Below are 22,168 nucleotides of genomic sequence, written 5' to 3'. Positions count from 1 at the left end.
AGCTGTTGAGCAATAATACAATCAGACTGAATCATAAAATATGATAATCATTCGAAACCTAACAGGTTTTAAAAACCTGTTAGGTTTATCAATGGAATAATATTTTTTTATTTAAATTTTTGATTCGAATTAATAACTAAAACAAAAAATCCGTTTTTATCTGCGTTTTGCTTTAGCAATCCGTTTTATCTGCGTTACTTTTTAGTTTTTTTTCGAATTAGACAATTTCCCAAATTACAACCAAACCAAACCCTTAATCTTGGAACCTTCGAAATCATTTCAATTTTGTTTTGACATCAGTTTTGAAAAAAATCTGAATACCTATATCCCAACAGCTTATATCGTTGAAGACGCTAATGATAATGACATTAAATATTTAAACAAAAAAGCAAGCGCAGACGTTCTTGAAAGTTTTGGAATTATATTTGAAAATTTAGATCCCAATGCAAAAAAAATACTGACGGCTTGTGAATCTTTAAAGCCTGAATTTATTTTCAAGAAATTTAGCGCTAAAATCAAATCGGCAAAAACAATTACTGATCTGCAAAAAGATTCCAAAATTGATTTTGCAATTCGCCAGCATCTGCAACTAAATTTAAGTTCCTTTTACACACTAATTGTAAAAGAACAATTTCCGTTATCTATTAATATGGGAATTGAAAAAGATTTTTATCGTACACGAGTTAGTACTAATCCTCTCGATTTTGAGCCTCAAATTCAATTTGACAAACACGCAGAAGGAATTACATATACACTATCGTTAAAAGAAAACGAAACTACATTTCTACCCATGAATAGTAGTATCGATATACTGCTGGATGAGCCAGGCTGGTTAATCATTGATAAAAAATTAGGGCAACTAACAGCCTTGAATTCTAAAAAACTTACGCCTTTTTTAAAGAAAAAATCAATCGAAATACCTTCAAGACTAGTTGATGATTATTTTAAAAATTTCATTCCTGAAATAGCTAAAAAAACTGACATTGAAGCAACTGGTTTTGAAATTGAACCTCGTGATAAAATTATCTCCTGTACGATTCAACCTGTTTATGATTTCTTTAAAAACTGTTATTATCTCAACCTTCATTTCGATTATAACGGATATTCATTTGACGCTAGTAAAACTAAAAAAACACATACGTTTGTTGATTTTAGTGTTGCCAATGAACCAAAAATAATTCAGTTTAAACGAAGCTCTGATGAAGATTTATATACAAACAAATTGCTAGAAATTGGTTTCATAAAAATCAAAAATGAATTGTTTGGCTGGAATTCAGATACAGAAACTCCTGATCCTTATACCAATATCCAATTGGTTATTAATCGTAAAGAAGAGTTAGAAAATTTAGGTTTTACAATCCAAAATTTGCAACTGGAAAGCAAAGCAATCATTACAGAAAACCATACCGTTTTATTTTCAAAAGGAGAAACTAAAGAAGATTGGTTTGACATTAAAATAATTATTTCGATTGGAGCATATACAATCAATTTCAGCGAGATTATTCCGAATATAAAAAGCAAAGAAAGACTCTTTTTATTGCCTGACGGAAACTATTTTTTAATTCCTTTAGAATGGCTCAGTAAATATGGTTCACTGGCAAAACTGGCAAAAACAGAGAATGGGAATCTGCTTTTACGCAAAAGTAATTTTGCCGCATTAGATGCTATTCCAGAAATCAAAAATGACGTAAATCCAATTCGCGAAGCTGAATACACCTCTTCTGATTTGCTAAAAGCAACTTTGAGACCTTATCAAATTGAGGGTGTAAAATGGCTTTTGGGACATTTTAATTCCAACTTGGGTGCTTGTCTGGCTGATGATATGGGTCTTGGTAAGACTTTACAAACTTTAGCCGTATTGGTTGCCGTACAGGAACAGTTAGGTTTTACAACCAAAACCACAAATTTTGATTTATTTCAAAATGAAACCATTATTGAAAGAGAACCTTTAAAAACATTGATAGTTTTACCTTCTTCATTGGTTTTTAACTGGTACAACGAAGCGGGGAAATTTACACCACATTTTTCAAAAATGCAGTATGTTGGTAACGACAGAAAATTATTAGCGAGTAGATTAGAATCATCAGATTTAATTTTTACCAGTTACAGCATCATTCATCGCGATATTTCAATTTTAGAAAAATACAATTTCCGTTATTTAATTTTGGACGAAAGTCAATACATTAAAAATAAAAATTCTAAAATTTTTAAAGCTATTACTAAAATAAACACGGAACATAAAATAGCTTTAAGTGGTACGCCTATCGAAAACTCTTTGGACGATTTATGGTCGCAAATGCAATTTATAAATCCGGATATTTTGGGCAGTTATAATTTCTTTGCCGAAAATTTTAAAATTCCAATTGAGAAAAAACAAGATGAAGATAGTTTAGCAGAACTAAAAAATCTTATTCAGCCATATATATTAAGAAGAACCAAAGAGCAGGTTTTAAAGGATTTACCAGAATTGACAGAGCAGATTTATTATTGCGATATGGATCCTGAACAGGAAAAATTATATGAAAAAGAGAAATCAAAAGCTCGTAATTTTTTACTAAAAACTGATGGATCCGGCCCAGACAAAATTAGCATTATCAATACATTGATGAAGTTAAGACAACTGAGTAATCACCCAAAAATGGTAGATCAGGAATCAGAAATAGATTCCGGAAAATATATCGCGGTCACTAATTACCTGGAAACTTTAGTAAAAGAGAAACAAAAAACTATCATTTTTAGTTCATTTGTTACTAATTTGAGTTTCTACACAACTTGGTGTAAAGAAAACAAAATAGCTTTTTGTGAGATTACAGGTGATACTCCTGCCAAGAAAAGAGAGCAACAAGTAAATTTATTTCAGGAAAACGAAAATCCATTGTTATTTTTTATTTCGCTTAAAGCAGGTGGCGTTGGTTTAAATATCACCAAAGCATCTTATGTTTTATTTTTAGATCCATGGTGGAATCCTTTTGCAGAAAAACAAGGAGTTGGACGAGCGCACCGAATTGGGCAATTAAACAAAGTAAACGTTGTAAGGTTTATTTCGAAAAATACGGTTGAAGAAAAAATAATCAAACTGCAAGAAAACAAAAAACTATTATCTGATTCGCTTTTAGAAGAAAGCTTTGTTAACGATGAAATCGAAGTTAATTTGGAGTATATATTAGGTTCCTAATAAATTGGTACATTTTTCGTTATATAAAATTGTTATATTTACAATCTTGCAACATAATATATTATGCCAAATTCATTCTTCCGAAAATTAATTTTTATTCTTGTTTTTACTTCAGCTACAGCCCAAGTACAATCAGAAATCACTCCACCATATAATATCAAAACAGTTTCGTTTGAACAAGGTGGACAAAATGTTGTTCCGATATTTGAATTAGGAAATAGTTTTCAACTCCAGTTTGATGATTTATTTGGTAATGAAGCTGATTATTATTACGAAATTACACATTGCGATTACAATTGGATTCCGTCTGATATCCCAAAAACAGATTATTTACAAGGATTTGACGGTCAGAGAATCACCAATTATACCAATTCATTTAACACCTTACAAATATATTCACACTATAAAGTATCTTTCCCAAATCAATATACTCAATTGTTGATTACAGGTAATTATATTATTAAGATTCTAAATGAAGATAAAGAAGTTATCTTTTCCAGAAAGTTCATTGTATATGAAAACTTAGTTACAGTTCCTGCACAAGTAAGAAGAAGCCGAACGGTAAGCGATATCGAATACAAGCATAATTTGGATTTTGCTATAAAATCTAACTCTTTTCTTTTTCAGACTCCACTACAAAGTGTAAAAGTGTTTTTAATACAAAATGGGAACTTTAATACCGGAATTAAAAACGTTCCACCACAATACACAATTGGAAATGATTTAATATACAAATACAATAATGAAACCCAATTCTGGGCTGGAAATGAATTTTTATATTTTGAAAATAAAGATATTCGTAACGCTGGTAACAATGTAGGAAAGGTAGATTCTAGCAAAGACATTTATAATTCTTATTTATACACCAATAGCGCCAGAGGAAACTTTCCTTACACAAACTATCAGGATATAAATGGAAACTTTGTTGTAAAAAACATGAATGCAACAAACAATGAAGTCGAAGCTGATTATGCCTGGGTTTACTTCTCACTTTCGGCACCAGCCTTCCGTCTCAACAAAGACATTTACATTAACGGAATGTTCAACAATTACGGTTTAACTCCCGAGAATAAAATGGATTATAATACTGAGAAAGGCGTATACGAAAAAGCCATAATGATAAAACAAGGATTTACTAATTACCAATATCAGATAGCCGATAAAAAAGGAGCAATTGATTATGAGAATTCAATCGATGGTAATTTTTTCCAAACCGAAAATGAATACACTATATTGGTTTATTATCGAGAGAATAGAGACCGTTATGATCGTGTAATTGGTAAAGGATATGCAAACTCCCTGAACATCATCAATTAAAAACATTTTAGAAATGGTTTTTTTGAATCATTTTTTTTTGTAAATTTGCTTCTATTACGCACATATATACCACTTTAGTATGGTTTCTCAAATAACAAGAGGCATAAAAATATCCGTTTTAACTAGTTTTGAAGGTACCTACTTCAAGAACTACAAGATTCACTTTGCCTTTAGCTATGTGGTTACTATAGAGAATCATAGCAAGGATTCTGTACAACTTACTTCTCGTCATTGGGAAATTTTTGATTCATTAAACGATATCGAAATAGTAGATGGCGAAGGCGTAATTGGAAAAAAACCAGTTTTAAAACCTGGCGAATTTCATACCTATAGTTCAGGCTGTTTATTGTCATCTCCTTACGGTGCAATGAAAGGATATTTTAACATGGTTAATTTTACTACTACAAAAATTTTCAAAGTTATTGTTCCTACATTTAGAATGTGTGCCCCATTTGCATTAAACTAATCTCTTTTCTATAGAAATTTTTTATAGTTATCTTATACTAAAATTATCAAATTATTAGTTTAACCTTCGTACTTTTGTACAGCGTTAGATAATTCGTATAAAATGAATTATCCAACTGTTAATTTGTCTAATTATCTAATTCTAAACAATATGCTAAAAGGATTTTTTCATGTACCTAAAGCGGTAAACGAACCCGTAAAAGGATATGCGCCAAACTCACCAGAAAAAGCAGCAGTACAAGCAGCTTATACTACAATGTGGAACTCTAAAATTGATGTTCCGTTATACATTGGAAGTGAAGAAATTAAAACTGGGAACACAAGAAACATCACGGCTCCTCATGACCACAAACATGTAGTAGGAACTTACCACCTAGCCGAAAAAAAACATATAGAAAAAGCGATTGCTAATGCGCTTGAAGCAAAAGATGCATGGGCAAATATGGCATGGGAACAACGTGCTGCTATTTTCTTAAAAGCTGCTGAACTTATTGCTGGTCCTTACAGAGCTAGAATAAACGCAGCTACAATGATTGGACAATCAAAAAACATTCACCAAGCTGAGATTGATGCTTCTTGTGAATTGATTGACTTCTTACGTTACAATGTTGAGTTCATGACTCAAATTTACGCAGACCAACCAAAATCTGATTCTACAACATGGAATCGTCTTGAGTACAGACCTCTAGAAGGTTTTGTATATGCAATTACTCCTTTTAACTTTACTGCTATTGCTGCAAATCTTCCTGCAAGTGCCGCAATGATGGGGAATGTTGTTATTTGGAAACCAAGTGATAGCCAAGTATTCTCTACTCAAATTATCATCGAAGTTTTTAAAGAAGCTGGAGTTCCAGACGGTGTTATCAACGTAGTTTTTGGTGATGCATTAATGATTACTGATACTGTATTGGCAAGTCGTGATTTTGCTGGAGTTCACTTTACAGGTTCAACTCATGTATTTAAAGATATTTGGGCTAAAATTGGTGCAAACATTCACAACTACAAAACTTACCCAAGAATCGTAGGAGAAACTGGTGGTAAAGATTTTATCATTGCACATCCAAGTGCTAATGCTAAGCAAGTATCTACAGGAATTGTACGTGGTGCATTTGAATTTCAAGGACAAAAATGTTCTGCTGCTTCAAGAGCATATATTCCACAAAGTTTATGGCCAGCTGTAAAAGAGCAAATAATCACTGATGTGAAATCTATGAAAATGGGTTCACCAGAAGATTTTGGTAACTTTATTACTGCAGTTATTCACGAAGGATCTTTTGATAAATTAGCTAGTTTTATTGACCAGGCTAAAAAAGATGCTGATGCTGAAATAATCGTTGGTGGAAACTACGATAAATCTGTTGGGTACTTTATTGAGCCTACAGTTATTGTAACTACAAATCCAAAATATACTACAATGGAAACCGAATTATTCGGACCGGTTATTACTATATATGTATATGAAGATGCAAAATGGGAAGAGACTTTAGAATTAGTTGATACTACTTCTGAATATGCTCTTACTGGTGCTGTATTTAGCCAAGATCGTTATGCTATCGAAGTAGCTACAACAAAATTACAAAATGCTGCAGGTAACTTCTATATTAATGACAAACCAACAGGAGCAGTTGTAGGAATGCAACCATTTGGTGGTGCAAGAGCATCAGGAACAAATGATAAAGCAGGTTCTGCATTAAACTTATTGCGTTGGGCATCTCCAAGAACAATAAAAGAAACATTTGTAACTCCAGAAGATTACAGATATCCGTTTTTAGGAGAATAATCTCTAAAGTTTAAAAACAATTAAAACCCACAGGTTTCAAAACTATTTGAATCTTGTGGGTTTTTACTTTTATAAAAGATGAAAACATCTTACCTAATGATTATTTGTAATCGTTTTCGTACGCGGTTGGTTATCAAAAACATACCCTTTCCAAAAACCTTATAATGTTACTTTTAAAACCTTTCCTGACATAAAAAAAATAAGCGCACACGTAAATTTGAACTTTCTTAACCTAGTAAATAAACTCATAGGAAAAGAATAGGATGTTCGCACATAAATATGGAATTAAATTAAAATGACTTATGAAAAGTTTAGAGAAAGTACCTGAAATAATCCGTGAAGCAAAAAGTGTTGGTCACGCAATTGATTTTAAGTGGAATGAAAAAATCATGGAGAAACTTATTGATCCGGCAGAGAATCATAATAAACTAGAAAATGCTTTAGAAAGTATTAGTTACAAGGCTTCTTTAGGATTAACGGCTGCATTACTTGAATGGATATACTGGCGTTATAAAAGCCATACCGAATCATCTCAAGAAATGAAGCTGCGCATCGAAGCTCTTTGGTGTTCTATATCAAATCCTGAGTATACCAAACCTCTAGTTTTTGATCTTAATATGGATGCTCCAGCAACTGGTCCTATAGATGGTCCTTTATGGGTTGCTCTTATGAATGTAAGAATGGTAGATGTACTACGCAGAAAAGGATCTTATTATCTTCAAAGTGAAATAGTAGGTTTAGCATTACTTGCACGCCACATTTCTCCAAAGAAAAAAATATTTAATAAATGGCTTAAAAATACTTTAAAAGAACTTAAACATATCTTTCCTTGTCAATATACGTATGACAATATAAAAGCTACAGATGAAGAAGTTTATAATCCATCGGCAGAACCAGTAATTAGCCGTGATTTTTTCTTTGATCCTTTTTATATATACAGTGCAAAATCTTCGGAAACTTCTATAAAAGATTTTGTTGCGAGTTTAAACTACGAAACAAATCCTTTTTTATGTTTCCCAAAAGAGGCTAGTTAATTCAATATATTTTTAGAGAAATCCCCACAAGTTTAAAATGTTTTTAAAACTTGTGGGGATTCTTTTTTGTTATGAATTAAGTCTATTTAGCTAATTCAAAACTAGAAATAGTATGAAACGAATCTATTTCAGTATTCTTCTCCCCTTTAAAAGTATCGTAGTTTACAACCAATAATTTTCCTTTATAAATTATCGTTTCACAAGGGTTATCTAATTGTCCGTCAGAACCATCAGCATTACCATTTTCCCAAATTAAATGAATAGTATTCGTATTTAAATCCAATTGATGAACGCTATTATAGTCATAACTGGCAATAAAAATAGAATTTCTTTTCTCATCGTAAAAAAAGCCATCACAACATTTTAATTTATCCGAGTCAAAAACTACTTTCTTAGATTTTAGCTTACCCTCTTTTGTTAATTCCAGTTTTGTTATCACACCATCTCCAAAATTTCCTGCATATAGATTCCCTTTTTTATCAAAAGCAATACCGTCAATTCCAATAGTTCTTTTTGTTACTTCAGGCTTAAGAGTAAATGTTGTTACTAAATAATTCGGTTTCGTGTTCTTATCCAAAATTATTTTGCCTTTATTTAATTCCTCCAATGAAAAAGTATAAATCCCACTTTCTCGTCTATTCTCAAAAAGAGCATCAGTTATATAAACTCGATTTTTATACCACCTTACAGCTTCGCCAAAGTTGAAACCTTCAGCCAAAACCTCAGCATATTTAGGTTTACCATTCTCGACTACAACTCTTATCAATCTGGAAAAATTTTCGTTATCCGTAAAAAACTGATTATCCATTAAATACAGATTTCCGTCAGGGCCAAATTCCATTCCCATAGGATGTACTTTCTTCGTTATGGGATGTACGGGTAATTTATCAAACCAAGTTACGGGTTTATCATTTTCATCAAATGTTAGAATCTTACTTCCGTGCTTTTCAAACGTAACTGGATTAGTGATTGACAAATAAAGATTCCCTTTTTTATCCAAAGCCATTCCGTCGGGAGTTTGGCAAGTTTCGCCTAAATCGGCAAACAAAGTTGGTTTAATTGTTTTTGAAACTTCACTATAAGTAATTTCTTGTTTGCTCTCTTGCGAAAATAAATTTACGGTATTCATGAAAATCAGAATACCAATTACGCTTTTAATCGTTGTCTTCATTTTGTTTAGGTTTAATTATTTTTTGATCGTTTAATAGAGAATACTTTTTAGTTCATTTACTAAAAATAATGCGAATAGAAGAATCAGTTTTATCATGATTTATATATTTAAAGCGAATATAGCTTTAGAGTCAATTCCCTATTTTATGCGCAACCAAAAACACAACTTTAGCATTCAAATAATCTATTTAAAAAGAATAATGCATTCGTATGCCCAAATGCTATTTTTAGGAGCAAAAAGTCTTTATTTAACCCTACGAACAAAGCATACTTCAATATTTTATTATCTTGTCCCTCTTAAACCGTTATAATGAGTTTTTTAAAAAACATCGACCTAAAAAGAATTCTATTTCATTGTATCTATTGGATTTCCTTTTTGTTATTATACATCTCTGGCAAGTCTAATGATACTAGTTCTTACGACTTTACTTTTGTTTATACCTGGAAAGTTATTGCTCAGGCAATCGCCGCTTACGGATTAATTTATTGGATTATTCCTCAAACTCTGAACAAAAAGAAATACTTGCTTTTTATATTTTCAGCTTTGGGCTGGCTTTATCTTGTTTTTGCTTTTCTAATGATTTTTAAATACTATTATCTAGAACCTAAATTTCCTGGTTTCTTTGATGATTGGCTTGGGTACAAAATGTCTGTTCCCGAAAGATTAACTTCATTTAAATTAATATTCAGAGAGTTTTCTTTTATCACTTATCCAATTATTATATTGGGTTTTATCAGCTTTAATCGCAAGCAGCAACGTCTTTTAAAACTAGAAGAAGAAAAAAAATCGATGGAATTGAAAGTATTGAAGAATCAATTAAATCCTCATTTTCTCTTTAATACGCTGAATAATTTATACACATTAACCCTTAAAAAAGACGATAAAGCACCCGAAGTAATTGCGAAACTATCCGAGATTCTGGACTTTGTTTTATATCGCTGCAATGAAGATTATGTTTCTATCGAAAAAGAAATTGCCTTAATTGATAATTATATTGCTTTAGAAAAACTTCGCTATAGCGAAAACAGACTAGATATTTCGTTTACCAAAGACATTCAGGAAAGCAATAAAATTTCACCTCTAATCATATTGACTTTTATAGAAAATGCTTTTAAACACGGCGTAATTAACGAAACCAAAAAAGCCACTATCAAACTAAATTTAGAGAGCAAAAAAGGACAAATCATTTTTGGCATTGAGAATACAAAACCTCAAAATGGCATTTTAACAATTTCGGATAAATCAAAAATTGGATTAGAAAATGTCCGAAAACAATTAGATTTATTATATCCAAAAAAACATCAATTAGAAATGGAAGAAACGCAAACCCTTTATAAGGTTCAACTTTCTCTTTATCTATAAATTCCAAGAATCAATTTATCTTTTCAAACTAATCATTTCAAATTTCATGAAAAAACGTCTCTTAATTAATCTTTTATCAGTTTTATGTTTTATTTCTGCAAATAGTCAATCTAAAACAATTGACACGTTGGTCGATGTTGGTAACCACAAGATTCATTTTAAAATTGTAAAAGGAAAAGGAACACCTATCCTTTTTGAAGCTGGTGGTGGGAATGATGGCTCGGTTTGGAATTCGATTTTAAAACCAATTTCCGAGATTACAAACGCTACTTTAATAACTTATGACAGAGCTGGTTTTGGTACAAGTACAATTGATACTTTACAAACCGATGATTCCAAACACGGAATCATAAGTAATATTGAAGATTTAGAAATTGGCTTAAAAAAACTGGGATACGATAAAGAAATCATGCTCGTTTCACATTCTTACGGAGGTTATCTATCAACCCTCTATGCTACCAGACATCTTAAACTCGTAAAAGGGGTTGTATTAATTGATGTCAACCATAGCTATTTTGAAGATGGTTACATTGAAAAAGTTCTTGCTACACAGGATAAACTTATACCACAATGGAAAAAAAACAATAAAGGCATTTATTATATGTCGGCAACTATTGCCGAAACTGTAAAAATAATGAGCAAGTTGTCTATTCCTCAAAACATTCCCGTAGTTGATTTTATTAACGGAATACCTTTCTATAAAACACCAGAAGAAATCGAACGCTGGAAAGAATGTCACAAAAAATATGTCGCAAACAATCCTAATGTTACCGATATTACAGCTTATGGTTGTGGTCATGCTATTTGGTTAGATAATCCGCCATTGGTAATTACCTCAATTGCCAAAATGTATGCAAATACTTCTAAACAAAAAACTGAAATTCAAGAACGCGCTTTACAATACTCAATACAAGCTTTTAATGAAGATAAAAAAGAGCAAGTGGCATACAATAATTCCGAAGACGATTTAAACAATTGGGGATATGAATTATTACGCAAAAATGAAAATGAAAAGGCTGCCGAAGTTTTTAAATTAAATATGCTTTTAAATCCAAAAAGCGCAAATACATACGATAGTTATGGCGAAGCTTTGCTAAAAATCAATAAGAAAGAAGAAGCTATTGCAATGTATAAAAAATCTATTGCCCTTAATCCTGAGAATAAAAATGCGATAGAAGTTTTGGAACGTTTAGCAAAAGAAACCGTAAAATAACAAGATTAGATTGCAAACAAACCACAAAAAGATTAAAATTGTATCTATTAAATATAAAATCTTCAAATGAAATATAAATGCATTATCGTCGACGATGAACCATTGGCAAGAGAGTTAATTGCGGCGCATCTGGCTAATTTTGATAACTTCGAACTAATCGATTCATTTGAAAATGCATTAAAAGCATATACTTTTTTAGAAACAAATACAGTCGATTTACTATTTCTGGATATCGAAATGCCTTTATTAAAAGGGAATGATTTTTTGAAGAAATTAAAAAATCCTCCTAAGGTAATTTTCACAACCGCTTATCGCGAATATGCCATCGAAGGATACGAACTCAATGTTATAGATTACCTTTTAAAACCAATTACTTTTGACCGTTTTTTTGTTTCAATAGAAAAATTTAAACAATTACAAACGCCCAAAAAAGAAGAAAAATCAATTCCTGAAAATCATATTTTTGTATCTAGCGGAACTAGAAATATCAAGATAATTTTTGAAGAAATCGTATACATCGAAAGTCTAAAAGATTATATCACGATACATCTAGAAAACGGAAAATCACATCATCTTAAACAGAGTATTTCTAGCTTCGAAAAGTTATTAGATTCAAATTTTGTTCGAGTTCATCGCTCTTTCATTATTCAGACAAAAAAACTAACAGCTTATTCTAAAAACGAAGTCGAAATAAACACAATAGAAATTCCAATAGGAAGTAGTTATAAAGAAAACTGGCTGACTTATTTAAAAACGATTAAATAATAAAACCCCACAAACTCAGAATGAATCTGAAACTTGTGGGGTTTATTTTTATAAAGTAAATTAAAATTTATTTTCTACTTCAGCAGCTTGCAACATCAAATAGTGCAAATCGGTGTTTTTTACAAAAGGTTTTAAAAGTTCACTTCCGGGACCAAACATTGCCAACTCTACATAATCGGCTGAGTGATCCATACTAATCCAACCCACTGAATTTATTTTTCCTTGCATATCAGCAAAAGCTTTATAAGGCAATTTCTTGTAGTTATACAATCCGTCTTCCTTATGCAAACCATCATAATAACTCAAAACCGTTTTAGCATCTTCCTCCGAAACCGAATGTCCATTGGCTTTTTCGATAATCTCCTTTACCTGAGCAATCGAAGAATCAGGTTTAATCTGATTTAAAATCCATTCGTTTGTTTGTGTATATTTCTGGATGCTATCAAAATTCTCATTAGCATATTTACCATAAATAATTCCCGGATTTGCATTCCCGTGATCTGTAGTAATTATCACTAAAGTTTCTTTGTCTTTCTCGGCAAAATCTATGGCAATTTTTACTGCTTCGTCAAACTCTATTTGGTCGTTAATTAAACCCGCAATATCATTCCCGTGCGCAGCCCAATCCACTTTTCCGCTTTCTATTTGTAAAACAAAACCGTTTTTATGACCTTTCATTCTATCAATAGCTTTCTGAGCCATCTCACCAAGACTTGGAACTGTTTGTTTTAAATTATCATCACTATTTCTATCTACGTAATACGGAAGAGCATCCTCTGAAAACACACCTAAAATAGGCTGAGAATTAGAAGCTGAATCCATCTCCGAACGTGTTTTTACCACCTGATATCCTTTTGCTTTAAAAGCAGCATACATATCCTTTTTATCTTTTCTTACGTCAGAACTAAAATAATTTGAACCTCCGCCCATCATAACATCAAAACCGAGATCTAAATATTGTTCGGCAATATCATCCTGAGCATTTCTGCTTTTACTATTTACACAAAAACCAGCTGGAGTTGCATGAGTAATAGGAACAGTAGTTACACAACCAGCCATCTTGCCTGATTTCTTGAACTTTTGCCAAATAGGCAAATGTGGTTCACCTTGAGGACTTACATTAAGCACTCCATTATTTACCCTAAAACCACCTCCCCAAGAAGAACTTGCTGCCGACGAATCGGTTACTATAGAACTAGCCGAAGCTGTATCCATCAATGCTCTCGAAACTCGATTGTCTTTATATAACTGAATCCAATTAGAACCTTTTCCTGTTTTTCTGTTCAGGAACAAATCCGTCATGTTTAGAGTTCCAGTACTCATTCCGTCACTAACTAAAAGAATAATATTCTTAGCTTTCTTATTTTTATTAACCGATTCTAGATCTAAAATATTTGCCGAACCCTGAAAAGGATTCATTACAGCAGCCCCAATTGTAAATAAAGAGCCATTTCTAAAAAACTTCCTTCTATCCATCATTACTTTGTTTATGTAAGTATTTCAAAGATAAAAAAATACACCAACTAACAAAATTATCTTTCTGTTATGATACTAAACTTAGCGTCTGGCTATAAATATTATAAATCTATTTTAAACACGAATTCCACTAATTGTCACTAATTCATTTGTGAAATTAATTTCTCGAACAAAACCAACCTATTAAAATTGGTGCAAATTGGTGCAATTCGTGTTTGTTTTTTTGCACTTGCTTCCAACTGATAGATTAATAAAAACATCCCAAACTAAAAGCAAAAACCCCGTCTAATCTAGACAGGGCTTTATCAATTGTATTTTGATATGTTTTAAACTGTAAACTTTAAAGGTAGATGAACCACTTTTTTAGTTTCAAAGAATTCATCATCAAATATCTCTGCTAAATCATACAACGTAGCTTTAGGAAAATCTTTTAATTCCTCGGCCAAATCACCACCTTTAAGATATAAGATTCCGTTTTTTAAAGTATGCTTGTGTTGTTTCTTGATTTTCTCTTTTACCCACGAAACAAAATCAGGCATATTGGTTACGGCGCGACTTACAATAAAGTCGAAATCCCCTTTAACCAATTCAGCTCGCTTTTGCTCAGCTTTTACATTCTTTAATTCTAATGCATCAACAACACCTTGAACCACTTTTATTTTCTTGGCAATTACATCAATTAAATAAAATCTTGTTTCAGGAAAAAGAATCGCTAACGGAATTCCAGGAAAACCTCCCCCAGTTCCAACATCCAAAACGGTTGCTCCAGGTTCAAATTTCATGATTTTAGCAATTCCTAACGAATGTAAAATATGTTTTGTGTATAAGGAATCAATATCTTTTCTAGAAATTACATTGATTTTTTCGTTCCAATCGTGGTATAAAAAGTCTAATTTTTGAAATTGTTCGATTTGAAGATCGGTCAAATCAGGAAAATATTTCAATATCTCGTCCATTGCTCTAAATTTTTAACAAAAGTACTACTTTACGATTGAAATATTTAACTCAATTTTGCAAATTGAAAATTTATAATAATTACCTTTGAAAACTATTTAAATTAATTATGAATAACACTGCTCCCACATTTGCAAGGCAAGACAATCTGAAGTTTTTCAGAACACTTAACTCTCGAGTAAACAATTACTTTAAAGAAAATAATATTCAGAAAACCGGAAACTGGAAGTTACACTTAAAAGCCGTTATTCTTTTTGCAGTTTTTCTAACTCCATATTTTTTAATCCTTACACTTAATATGCCTTTTTGGGTAATGTTACTTTTATCAATCGTAATTGGTATTGGTATGGCAGGTGTTGGAATGAATGTAATGCATGATGGAAATCATGGTTCCTATTCGACTAAAAACTGGATTAACAAATTCATGGGAGGAACAATTTATGTTCTCGCAGGAAACGTTTACAACTGGCAAGTACAACATAATGTTTTACACCATACTTATACTAATATTCCTGGACATGATGAAGATCTTGATGCAGGAAGAATTATTCGTTTTACAAAACATGCCGAATGGCATAGTTTTCACCGTTTTCAGCATTACTATTCTGTATTCTTATACGGATTATTGACTTTCAATTGGGCAATTACAACCGATTTTAAGCAAATGCGTAATTACCTAAAAAGAAAATTATCTTATGGTGAGCCAAAAAGCCCAAAAATTCTTTGGACAACACTTATCATAACAAAAGTTATATACGTTTCAATCTGGATTGTTTTACCAATCGTAATCGGAATTGCATGGTGGAAAGTATTAATCGGATTCTTCGTAATGCACTACACAGCAGGATTAATCCTAAGCGTTGTGTTTCAGTTAGCACACGTTGTAGAAGAAACTACAAATCCATCTCCTAACGAATTAGGCGAAATGGACAACACATGGGCTATTCACCAATTATTTACTACTACCAACTTTGCACCAAAAAATGCAATTGTAAACTGGTATACTGGAGGATTAAATCACCAAATCGAACACCATATTTTCCCAAATATAAGTCACATTCATTATGGTAAAATTGCAAAAATCGTAAAAGAAACTGCAAAAGAGTGTAATTTACCATATTACGAATACAAAACAATGGGAAGTGCTATTATTGCTCACTTTAAACATTTACGTGAATTAGGGATGAAGCCTGGATTATCAGTTTAAACTAAAAAAAAATCTATTAATAATTAACCATCCTTAATTAAAGTTGAAATTAAGGACATTCAAAAATTTTATAATGAACCATATTCTTTCAGACAGAATCAACAACCTTGCGACATCACAAACTCTAGCAATGGCAGCTTTGGCACGCGAACTAAAAGCACAAGGAAAAGACATTATCAGTTTAAGTTTAGGGGAGCCTGATTTTAACACGCCAGACTTTATTAAAGAAGCAGTTAAAAAAGCAGTAGACGAAAATTACAGTACATATTCTCCAGTAGAAGGTTATTTAGAATTGAGAGAAGCAATTTGCAGAAAATTCAAAAGAGATAATGGATTAGACTACAAACCAACTCAAATCGTAGTTTCTACAGGAGCAAAACAATCATTATACAATATTGCGCAAGTAATGTTAAACGATGGTGACGAGGTTATTTTACCAGCACCATACTGGGTTTCTTATTTCGAAATCGTAAAACTTTCAGGTGGAGTTCCAGTTGAAGTTCCAACATCTGTAGATACAGATTTCAAAATCACACCAGCACAATTAGAAGCTGCTATCACACCAAAAACAAAAATGATGTGGTTCAGTTCACCTTGTAACCCTTCAGGTTCAGTTTATAGCAGAGAAGAGTTAACTGCACTTGCAAAAGTGTTAGAAAAACACCCAAATATATACGTAGTTGCCGATGAGATTTATGAGCACATCAATTTCTCAGGAACATTCTGCAGTATCGGTTCAATCCCGGGAATGTTAGAAAAAACAATCACTGTAAATGGAGTTGCAAAAGCATTTGCTATGACAGGATACAGAGTTGGTTACATCGGAGCACCAGAATTTATTGCAAAAGCATGTACAAAAATTCAAGGACAAGTAACATCAGGAGCAAATTCTGTGGCACAACGCGCTACAATTACGGCTGTAGATGCTGACCCAAGTGTATTAAACCACATGGTAAAGGCTTTCCACACACGTAGAGATTTAGTAGTTGGACTATTAAAAGAAATTCCAGGAGTAAAAATCAACGTCCCAGAAGGAGCATTTTACGTATTCCCAGACGTTTCATCTTTCTTCGGAAAAACATTAAGAGGAACAGAAATAAAAGATGCAAACGATTTATCAATGTACCTTTTGGCAGAAGCTAATGTTGCAACAGTAACAGGAGATGCATTCGGAAACCCAAATTGTATCCGTTTCTCTTACGCTACAAGCGACGATATCCTAAAAGAAGCATTACGCAGAATCAAAGAAGCTTTGGCTGCGTAATTTCATAAAAAAATAATATCTAAAAGGGTGTTTTCTTTCGAAAACACCCTTTTTTTATCTAGTCAATTAAAAGTGAAGCAATATCTCTTGTAATAGAAGTTGGAGAATTACAATCGCAATTACTCAAACCAATTACATAAATCTGTTCGCTTGGCTCATAAACTCCCATCGATTTAAAGCCAAAAATACTTCCGCCATGTTCCCGAACAATTTTATCTTTTACTTTTTCTAAATGCCAGCCATAACCATAATCTATTTTTGTCCCATTATCTAACTCATAATTAGTAAAAGCTTTCTCTGTAAAAGCAGCACTTAATAGTACATTAGTATTTATTGCATTTTGCCATAGCAACATATCATCAACATTAGACATTATCGAACCTGAAGCATACGGAATCGAGAAACTTATATAATTTGTATTTACATAGCCCTCTTTATCGCGATAACCAGAAACCCTATTTTTAATAATCTTTTCATAGTTTGCATAATAAGTATTTTCCATTCCTATTTTCTTAAAAATATTTGTGGTTATAAATTCTTCATACGACTGCCCCGACACCGTTTCTATAATATACCCCAAAAGCACATATCCAGAATTGCAATACTTATATTGTTTCCCAGGTAATAAATCTATTGGTTCATCCTTAAAAAAGTCAACTAATTCTTTTGGCGATAAATCTCGTCGGGCAATATCTTTTATAGCTTTCATGCTTGTAAAATCTTTAATTCCAGAAGTGTGCGTTAATAAATGATGAATTGTAATTCTATTTCCATTAGTCGGATAATCAGGAATAAACTTTGTAATTTCATCATCAAGCTTAAGCTTTCCTTGTTCAGCAAGCATCAAAATAGAAACAGCAGTAAATTGTTTTGTCATCGACCCAATTTCAAAAACAGATTCAGGTTTCATCTTAATATCAAATTCTAAATTTGCCATTCCAAACGCCTTTCTATATATCACTTTTCCTTTTTTAACAGCCATAAAAACAGCCCCAGGACTTTCAGGTTTAAATTTTGAAGTTATCAAACTATCTATTTTCCTATCCAGATTTTGAGCAAATAGTACTGAATTCGAAATTAAAAATAGCACAATAAAAGATTTTAAGATTGTTTTCATTTTCTGATTGATTAATGATTGATAAAAGCTTTGACGGCATCGACAACCTTTTGGTTACAACACAAAAAACAACATACTAAAACAGCTTAGAGTCTAAAATTTCATCTTTTACACCTTAAATAGTTTTTTATGGGGTTCCCTCCGGTCGGGCTATCCGACTATATCTTTTATTTTTTAAAGAAAAAAATAAAAGGATATCGCTCCTATCCCTAACCCAAAAGCTAATCACTATCAACTTTACTAATAAACAACGGATTTAGCATATTGTAAGCATTGCCAACGGTTTCAACCGTTGGATCGCAATGTATAATCGCAATCTGCATCACACGGTTGAAACCGTGAGCTATAATTAAAACAGGATAGAATTTAAAAAATGAAAAACATAATGAGCTTTATTTTCTATTACTACTCATGTCTGCAAGCTCATAACTAAGTTCCTTACATCCTTATATTATTACTCTACAAACAAACCTTGTTTTACAAATCATTTTATTAGTATTTTTAGCCCGCAAATAAAAAACCATTACAAACCAAATAACCAACTAATTATGAATTCTGTATTTCGGAAAATCTTTATCATTACTATTTTTGCACTATTCTCATCTAATCTGGCAAAAGCCCAAACAGAAGGGAATTTCATTAAAGTTTCAATCGGCTATGGATCAAGCACTTCAAATTACGAAGAAGAAAATCCGGAAATCATAGATGGCACTGGTTTTTTTGCCCAAGGAGAATATATAATAGGAGTTACCAAATGGTTTAGCGTAAGACCTTATGCTGGCTTTATTTTTACCTCAACTAGCGAAGATCCCGTTAAAAACCCAAAAGACTACAAAGTAGAAACTAATGCGTTTTTACTAGGAGGTAAAGTTCGTCTTTGTGCTCCCATACCTTGGGTTGCCCCATTTATAGAGGCTGGTGTTGGAGCTGCTATCGGTTCTTTTGAAACCTATACAAATCAAGTCAATGAGAAAAAAAGTGGTATAGTTCCACATATTCCAATTAGCTTAGGACTTGCATTAGGTCCAAAAAACAACATAGAAATTGGAGTTACCTTTTACGGAAATCTATCTGGCGAACAAGGTTTCGGTGCATTTACAGCAGGATATACATTTCCTATAGATTAATAAACTTTCATGTTAAACAAAAATTCAAAACTACTTAGTTGATAAACCAAGTAGTTTTCTTATTTATATAACTTGAAAAACGATATTTTTATATCCGAAAACCAAGACAAGACAAACATTAAATATTTTACAGATGAAGAAAGTAATTTTAGATTTAGCCGTAACCTTAGATGGCTTTATCGAAGGACCAAACGGAGAAGTTGATTGGTGCATTATGGACGATGATATGGATTTTGATGGTTTTTTATCAAGCATAGATACTATTTTTTACGGCAGAGTAAGTTATGATATGTGGGGGAATTATCAGCCAGAAACAAACGCAAGTCCAGCAGAACAAGCACTATGGCAAGCAGTACATTCAAAAGAAAAATTTGTTTTTTCAAACCAAAACAAACACGATGACAAATCCACTTTCATAAATACAGACATCGTTAATAAGGTAACAGAAATAAAAAAACAGGGCGGAAAAGATATATGGTTATATGGTGGAGCAAGTCTTATTAAAACATTTATTCAATTAGGTCTTGTTGATACTTACAGAATATCCGTGCATCCAATAGCCTTAGGTAGCGGAAAACCATTGTTTGAAAACTTAACAGAACGAGTAGAACTAAAACTGATTAAAACCAATGCATTCAAATCTGGAGTAGTGCAACTTACTTACGAATCAAACAAATAAAAAAACAACCCCAAAACCTTATCACCCCCTATTAATTAACTATTTCAAAAAAAGTCACTTCTGTATTAGCAAACTCGAATTATTTATAAGAACTTTGCAAACTTTTTTCCGTGAATACCACAGAATGTTAAAGTCTTAAAAATGAAGAAGAAAATCGAAATTTTAGCTCCAGCTAAAGATTTAATCGGAGGAATGGCAGCTATAAATAGTGGAGCCGATGCAGTTTATATTGGTGCACCACAATTTGGAGCACGTTCTAACGCTAACAATTCTCTTGAAGATGTAGCGGCATTAGTAAAATATGCCCACTTATTTAATGCTCAGGTTTTTGTGGTAATGAATACCATTTTGTACGATAACGAACTTGAGACTTGTCGCCAAATGATCTATGAGTTATACGATATTGGTGTAGATGCATTAATTATTCAGGATATGGCTATCATGGAGATGGAGCTACCTCCTATCGTACTTCACGCCAGCACACAAGCAAATAATCGTGATGCTGATAAAATTAAATTCCTAAAAGATGCCGGAATTAAACGTGTGGTATTAGCCCGCGAATTAAACTTGCACCAAATTAAAACGATATATGACGAAGCAGATGTTGAACTAGAGTTTTTCGTAACCGGAGCTTTATGTGTATCCTTCAGCGGAAACTGTTATATGAGTGTAGCCAACGGAGAACGTAGTGCCAATCGTGGTTCATGCGCACAAAACTGTCGTTTACCTTATAACTTAATCGACGGAAACGGAGAAACATTAATCAAAAACAGTCACTTACTGTCGATTAAAGATTTAGATATATCAGATCAAATTCCGAATTTAATTGAAGCAGGAATTGTTTCTTTTAAAATCGAAGGAAGATTAAAAGATGTCGTTTACGTAAAAAACAACGTGTCTTTTTTACGCCAAAAACTAGATAGTTTTCTAGAAGCAGAAGGAAATGATAAATACATGAAAGCTTCTTCTGGAAAATGTACCTATACTTTTGATTCTTCTTTAAACAGAACTTTCAATCGTGGATATACCGACTATTTTGTAAACGATAGAAATCATAGTATTGGATCTTGGGAAAGCCCAAAATCAAAAGGACAATATATTGGTAAACTAATCCGAACTGTCGGAAACGCTTACGAAATCGAAAATGGCGAATTATTAAACAACGGCGACGGACTTTGTTTTATCAATGAAAACAACGAAGCCGACGGAATTTATGTAAATAAAGCCGAAAACGGAAAAATATATCCAAACGTTTTAAAAGAAGTAAAAGACGGAACTTTTATTTACCGTAATAACGACGCCGCTTTCATCAAAATTGTAGAAAGAGAAGACAGTGCCGTTCGTAAACTAAGCACCACTTTACTACTTACTGAAAACGAAACTGGCTTTGAATTAATCGCAACCGACGAAGACGGAAATGTAAGTATTGTTACTTTAGAACATGCTAAAGAACAAACTAAAACTGGCGAATCTATAGAAGAAAACATCAAAACGCAATTGGCAAAAACAGGTTTCACACCTTATAATGCTGACGAAATCAATGTAATGTTTTCTCAAAACTGGTTCCTTCCTATTTCAAAAATCAACGAAATGAGAAGAACCGTTTACGACCAATTAACCGAGATTCGTTTAGCAAATTACAAGCGTGAAGAACACCAATTGGTAAAAACATCGCATCCGTATCCTGAAACCAAATTAGATTTCATGTACAACGTTTCAAACAAAACGGCACGTAAATTCTACGAACGTCATGGCGTAACCGAAATCGAAAAAGCATTTGAATTACAATGGGATCCAGGAAAATCGCGCGTAATGACTACCAAATATTGTATCAAATACGAATTAAAAAAATGCCCAATACATCAAAAAGACATAATGGGTGTTAAAGTAAAAGAACCATTGGTATTAAAACAAGGCGAACTAGAATACAAACTAAAATTCAACTGTAAACCTTGCGAAATGGAAATTTGGGAGAAAGATGCCGAATTTGAAATCGAAGAAGACCACTTTCATTAAAAACACAAAAGCGATACTTTTTAAAATAAAGTATCGCTTTTTTTAT

At 32.4% G+C, this 22,168-nt stretch carries 17 protein-coding genes; 13 read left to right on the top strand and 4 right to left on the bottom strand.

The features are described from left to right. Positions 1-259: 259 nt before the first annotated feature. The 5 genes from SHI72_RS00600 (at position 260) to SHI72_RS00580 (ending at position 7,771) form a co-directional block, all read left to right on the top strand. The gene (locus SHI72_RS00600; RefSeq protein ID WP_323488721.1) at positions 260-3,175 is read left to right on the top strand and encodes a DEAD/DEAH box helicase; all 2,916 of its coding nucleotides are present in this window, start codon (positions 260-262) and stop codon (positions 3,173-3,175) included. A gap of 63 nt (positions 3,176-3,238) precedes the next feature. Beyond that, entirely contained in the window at positions 3,239-4,492 is a 1,254-nt protein-coding gene (locus SHI72_RS00595; protein ID WP_323488720.1) for a DUF5103 domain-containing protein, read from the top strand. Between the two features lie 79 nt (positions 4,493-4,571). After that, a complete protein-coding gene (gene apaG / locus SHI72_RS00590) occupies positions 4,572-4,958 on the top strand; it encodes a Co2+/Mg2+ efflux protein ApaG (protein WP_035618015.1) in 387 nt (128 codons plus the stop codon). A gap of 150 nt (positions 4,959-5,108) precedes the next feature. After that, positions 5,109-6,737, top strand: coding sequence for an L-glutamate gamma-semialdehyde dehydrogenase (gene pruA / locus SHI72_RS00585; protein ID WP_039116430.1), 1,629 nt, complete (start codon positions 5,109-5,111; stop codon positions 6,735-6,737). Positions 6,738-7,039: 302 nt separating this feature from the next. Beyond that, positions 7,040-7,771 carry a hypothetical protein gene (locus SHI72_RS00580; protein ID WP_039116420.1) on the top strand — a complete coding sequence of 244 codons (732 nt, stop codon included), beginning with the start codon at positions 7,040-7,042 and terminating at the stop codon, positions 7,769-7,771. Positions 7,772-7,853: 82 nt separating this feature from the next. On the opposite strand, the gene SHI72_RS00575 is transcribed toward SHI72_RS00580, so the two are convergent. Then, the gene (locus SHI72_RS00575; RefSeq protein ID WP_052250040.1) at positions 7,854-8,942 is read right to left on the bottom strand and encodes a hypothetical protein; all 1,089 of its coding nucleotides are present in this window, start codon (positions 8,940-8,942) and stop codon (positions 7,854-7,856) included. Positions 8,943-9,251: 309 nt separating this feature from the next. On the opposite strand from SHI72_RS00575, the gene SHI72_RS00570 reads away from it, so the two are divergent. The 3 genes from SHI72_RS00570 to SHI72_RS00560 all read left to right on the top strand — a co-directional run bounded on the left by SHI72_RS00570 (position 9,252) and on the right by SHI72_RS00560 (position 12,282). Further along, complete coding sequence (locus tag SHI72_RS00570) at positions 9,252-10,304, top strand: sensor histidine kinase (protein WP_323488719.1); 1,053 nt, start codon at positions 9,252-9,254, stop codon at positions 10,302-10,304. A gap of 46 nt (positions 10,305-10,350) precedes the next feature. Next, positions 10,351-11,517 (top strand): alpha/beta fold hydrolase, encoded by a 1,167-nt coding sequence (locus SHI72_RS00565; protein WP_323488718.1) that lies wholly within the window; start codon positions 10,351-10,353, stop codon positions 11,515-11,517. A 66-nt stretch (positions 11,518-11,583) separates the two neighbouring features. Next, positions 11,584-12,282 carry a response regulator transcription factor gene (locus SHI72_RS00560; RefSeq protein ID WP_323488717.1) on the top strand — a complete coding sequence of 233 codons (699 nt, stop codon included), beginning with the start codon at positions 11,584-11,586 and terminating at the stop codon, positions 12,280-12,282. 60 nt (positions 12,283-12,342) lie between these two features. Here the strand turns inward: SHI72_RS00560 and SHI72_RS00555 are convergent, their stop codons facing one another. Together SHI72_RS00555 and rsmG are read right to left on the bottom strand one after the other, a co-directional pair. After that, a complete protein-coding gene (locus SHI72_RS00555) occupies positions 12,343-13,758 on the bottom strand; it encodes an alkaline phosphatase (protein WP_323489628.1) in 1,416 nt (471 codons plus the stop codon). A 326-nt stretch (positions 13,759-14,084) separates the two neighbouring features. Then, positions 14,085-14,714 carry a 16S rRNA (guanine(527)-N(7))-methyltransferase RsmG gene (rsmG, locus tag SHI72_RS00550; RefSeq protein ID WP_035618001.1) on the bottom strand — a complete coding sequence of 210 codons (630 nt, stop codon included), beginning with the start codon at positions 14,712-14,714 and terminating at the stop codon, positions 14,085-14,087. A gap of 107 nt (positions 14,715-14,821) precedes the next feature. Here rsmG and SHI72_RS00545 point away from each other — a divergent pair, with 107 nt between their 5' ends. After that, complete coding sequence (locus tag SHI72_RS00545) at positions 14,822-15,919, top strand: acyl-CoA desaturase (protein ID WP_323488716.1); 1,098 nt, start codon at positions 14,822-14,824, stop codon at positions 15,917-15,919. A 73-nt stretch (positions 15,920-15,992) separates the two neighbouring features. Continuing rightward, the gene (locus tag SHI72_RS00540) at positions 15,993-17,183 is read left to right on the top strand and encodes a pyridoxal phosphate-dependent aminotransferase (RefSeq protein WP_323488715.1); all 1,191 of its coding nucleotides are present in this window, start codon (positions 15,993-15,995) and stop codon (positions 17,181-17,183) included. Between the two features lie 58 nt (positions 17,184-17,241). Here SHI72_RS00540 and SHI72_RS00535 read toward each other — a convergent pair whose 3' ends face one another. Next, the gene (locus SHI72_RS00535) at positions 17,242-18,300 is read right to left on the bottom strand and encodes a serine hydrolase domain-containing protein (RefSeq protein ID WP_323488714.1); all 1,059 of its coding nucleotides are present in this window, start codon (positions 18,298-18,300) and stop codon (positions 17,242-17,244) included. Between the two features lie 548 nt (positions 18,301-18,848). Between SHI72_RS00535 and SHI72_RS00530 the strand changes: the two genes are divergently transcribed. The 3 genes from SHI72_RS00530 to SHI72_RS00520 all read left to right on the top strand — a co-directional run bounded on the left by SHI72_RS00530 (position 18,849) and on the right by SHI72_RS00520 (position 22,122). Then, positions 18,849-19,427, top strand: a complete 579-nt coding sequence (locus SHI72_RS00530) for an outer membrane beta-barrel protein (protein WP_323488713.1) — start codon at positions 18,849-18,851, stop codon at positions 19,425-19,427. Positions 19,428-19,560: 133 nt separating this feature from the next. Continuing rightward, the gene (locus tag SHI72_RS00525) at positions 19,561-20,106 is read left to right on the top strand and encodes a dihydrofolate reductase family protein (protein WP_323488712.1); all 546 of its coding nucleotides are present in this window, start codon (positions 19,561-19,563) and stop codon (positions 20,104-20,106) included. Between the two features lie 141 nt (positions 20,107-20,247). Then, positions 20,248-22,122 carry a U32 family peptidase gene (locus tag SHI72_RS00520; protein WP_323488711.1) on the top strand — a complete coding sequence of 625 codons (1,875 nt, stop codon included), beginning with the start codon at positions 20,248-20,250 and terminating at the stop codon, positions 22,120-22,122. The last annotated feature ends 46 nt before the right edge of the window (positions 22,123-22,168 follow it).

Origin of the sequence: Flavobacterium sp. PL02 (assembly GCF_035013205.1) — a bacterium.
Taxonomy (GTDB): Bacteria; Bacteroidota; Bacteroidia; order Flavobacteriales; family Flavobacteriaceae; genus Flavobacterium.
The sequence above is the reverse complement of the archived record's forward strand: the minus strand, read 5'-3'. Positions and strand labels throughout refer to the sequence as shown.

What these genes read in the sequence shown, in the direction of transcription:
- SHI72_RS00595 (WP_323488720.1), top strand. Translation starts at nt 3,239, where the DNA reads ATGCCAAATTCATTCTTCCGAAAATTAATTTTTATTCTTGTTTTTACT.
- apaG (WP_035618015.1), top strand. Translation starts at nt 4,572, where the DNA reads ATGGTTTCTCAAATAACAAGAGGCATAAAAATATCCGTTTTAACTAGT.
- pruA (WP_039116430.1), top strand. Translation starts at nt 5,109, where the DNA reads ATGCTAAAAGGATTTTTTCATGTACCTAAAGCGGTAAACGAACCCGTA.
- SHI72_RS00580 (WP_039116420.1), top strand. Translation starts at nt 7,040, where the DNA reads ATGAAAAGTTTAGAGAAAGTACCTGAAATAATCCGTGAAGCAAAAAGT.
- SHI72_RS00575 (WP_052250040.1), bottom strand. Translation starts at nt 8,942, where the DNA reads ATGAAGACAACGATTAAAAGCGTAATTGGTATTCTGATTTTCATGAAT.
- SHI72_RS00570 (WP_323488719.1), top strand. Translation starts at nt 9,252, where the DNA reads ATGAGTTTTTTAAAAAACATCGACCTAAAAAGAATTCTATTTCATTGT.
- SHI72_RS00565 (WP_323488718.1), top strand. Translation starts at nt 10,351, where the DNA reads ATGAAAAAACGTCTCTTAATTAATCTTTTATCAGTTTTATGTTTTATT.
- SHI72_RS00560 (WP_323488717.1), top strand. Translation starts at nt 11,584, where the DNA reads ATGAAATATAAATGCATTATCGTCGACGATGAACCATTGGCAAGAGAG.
- SHI72_RS00555 (WP_323489628.1), bottom strand. Translation starts at nt 13,758, where the DNA reads ATGGATAGAAGGAAGTTTTTTAGAAATGGCTCTTTATTTACAATTGGG.
- rsmG (WP_035618001.1), bottom strand. Translation starts at nt 14,714, where the DNA reads ATGGACGAGATATTGAAATATTTTCCTGATTTGACCGATCTTCAAATC.
- SHI72_RS00545 (WP_323488716.1), top strand. Translation starts at nt 14,822, where the DNA reads ATGAATAACACTGCTCCCACATTTGCAAGGCAAGACAATCTGAAGTTT.
- SHI72_RS00540 (WP_323488715.1), top strand. Translation starts at nt 15,993, where the DNA reads ATGAACCATATTCTTTCAGACAGAATCAACAACCTTGCGACATCACAA.
- SHI72_RS00535 (WP_323488714.1), bottom strand. Translation starts at nt 18,300, where the DNA reads ATGAAAACAATCTTAAAATCTTTTATTGTGCTATTTTTAATTTCGAAT.
- SHI72_RS00530 (WP_323488713.1), top strand. Translation starts at nt 18,849, where the DNA reads ATGAATTCTGTATTTCGGAAAATCTTTATCATTACTATTTTTGCACTA.
- SHI72_RS00525 (WP_323488712.1), top strand. Translation starts at nt 19,561, where the DNA reads ATGAAGAAAGTAATTTTAGATTTAGCCGTAACCTTAGATGGCTTTATC.
- SHI72_RS00520 (WP_323488711.1), top strand. Translation starts at nt 20,248, where the DNA reads ATGAAGAAGAAAATCGAAATTTTAGCTCCAGCTAAAGATTTAATCGGA.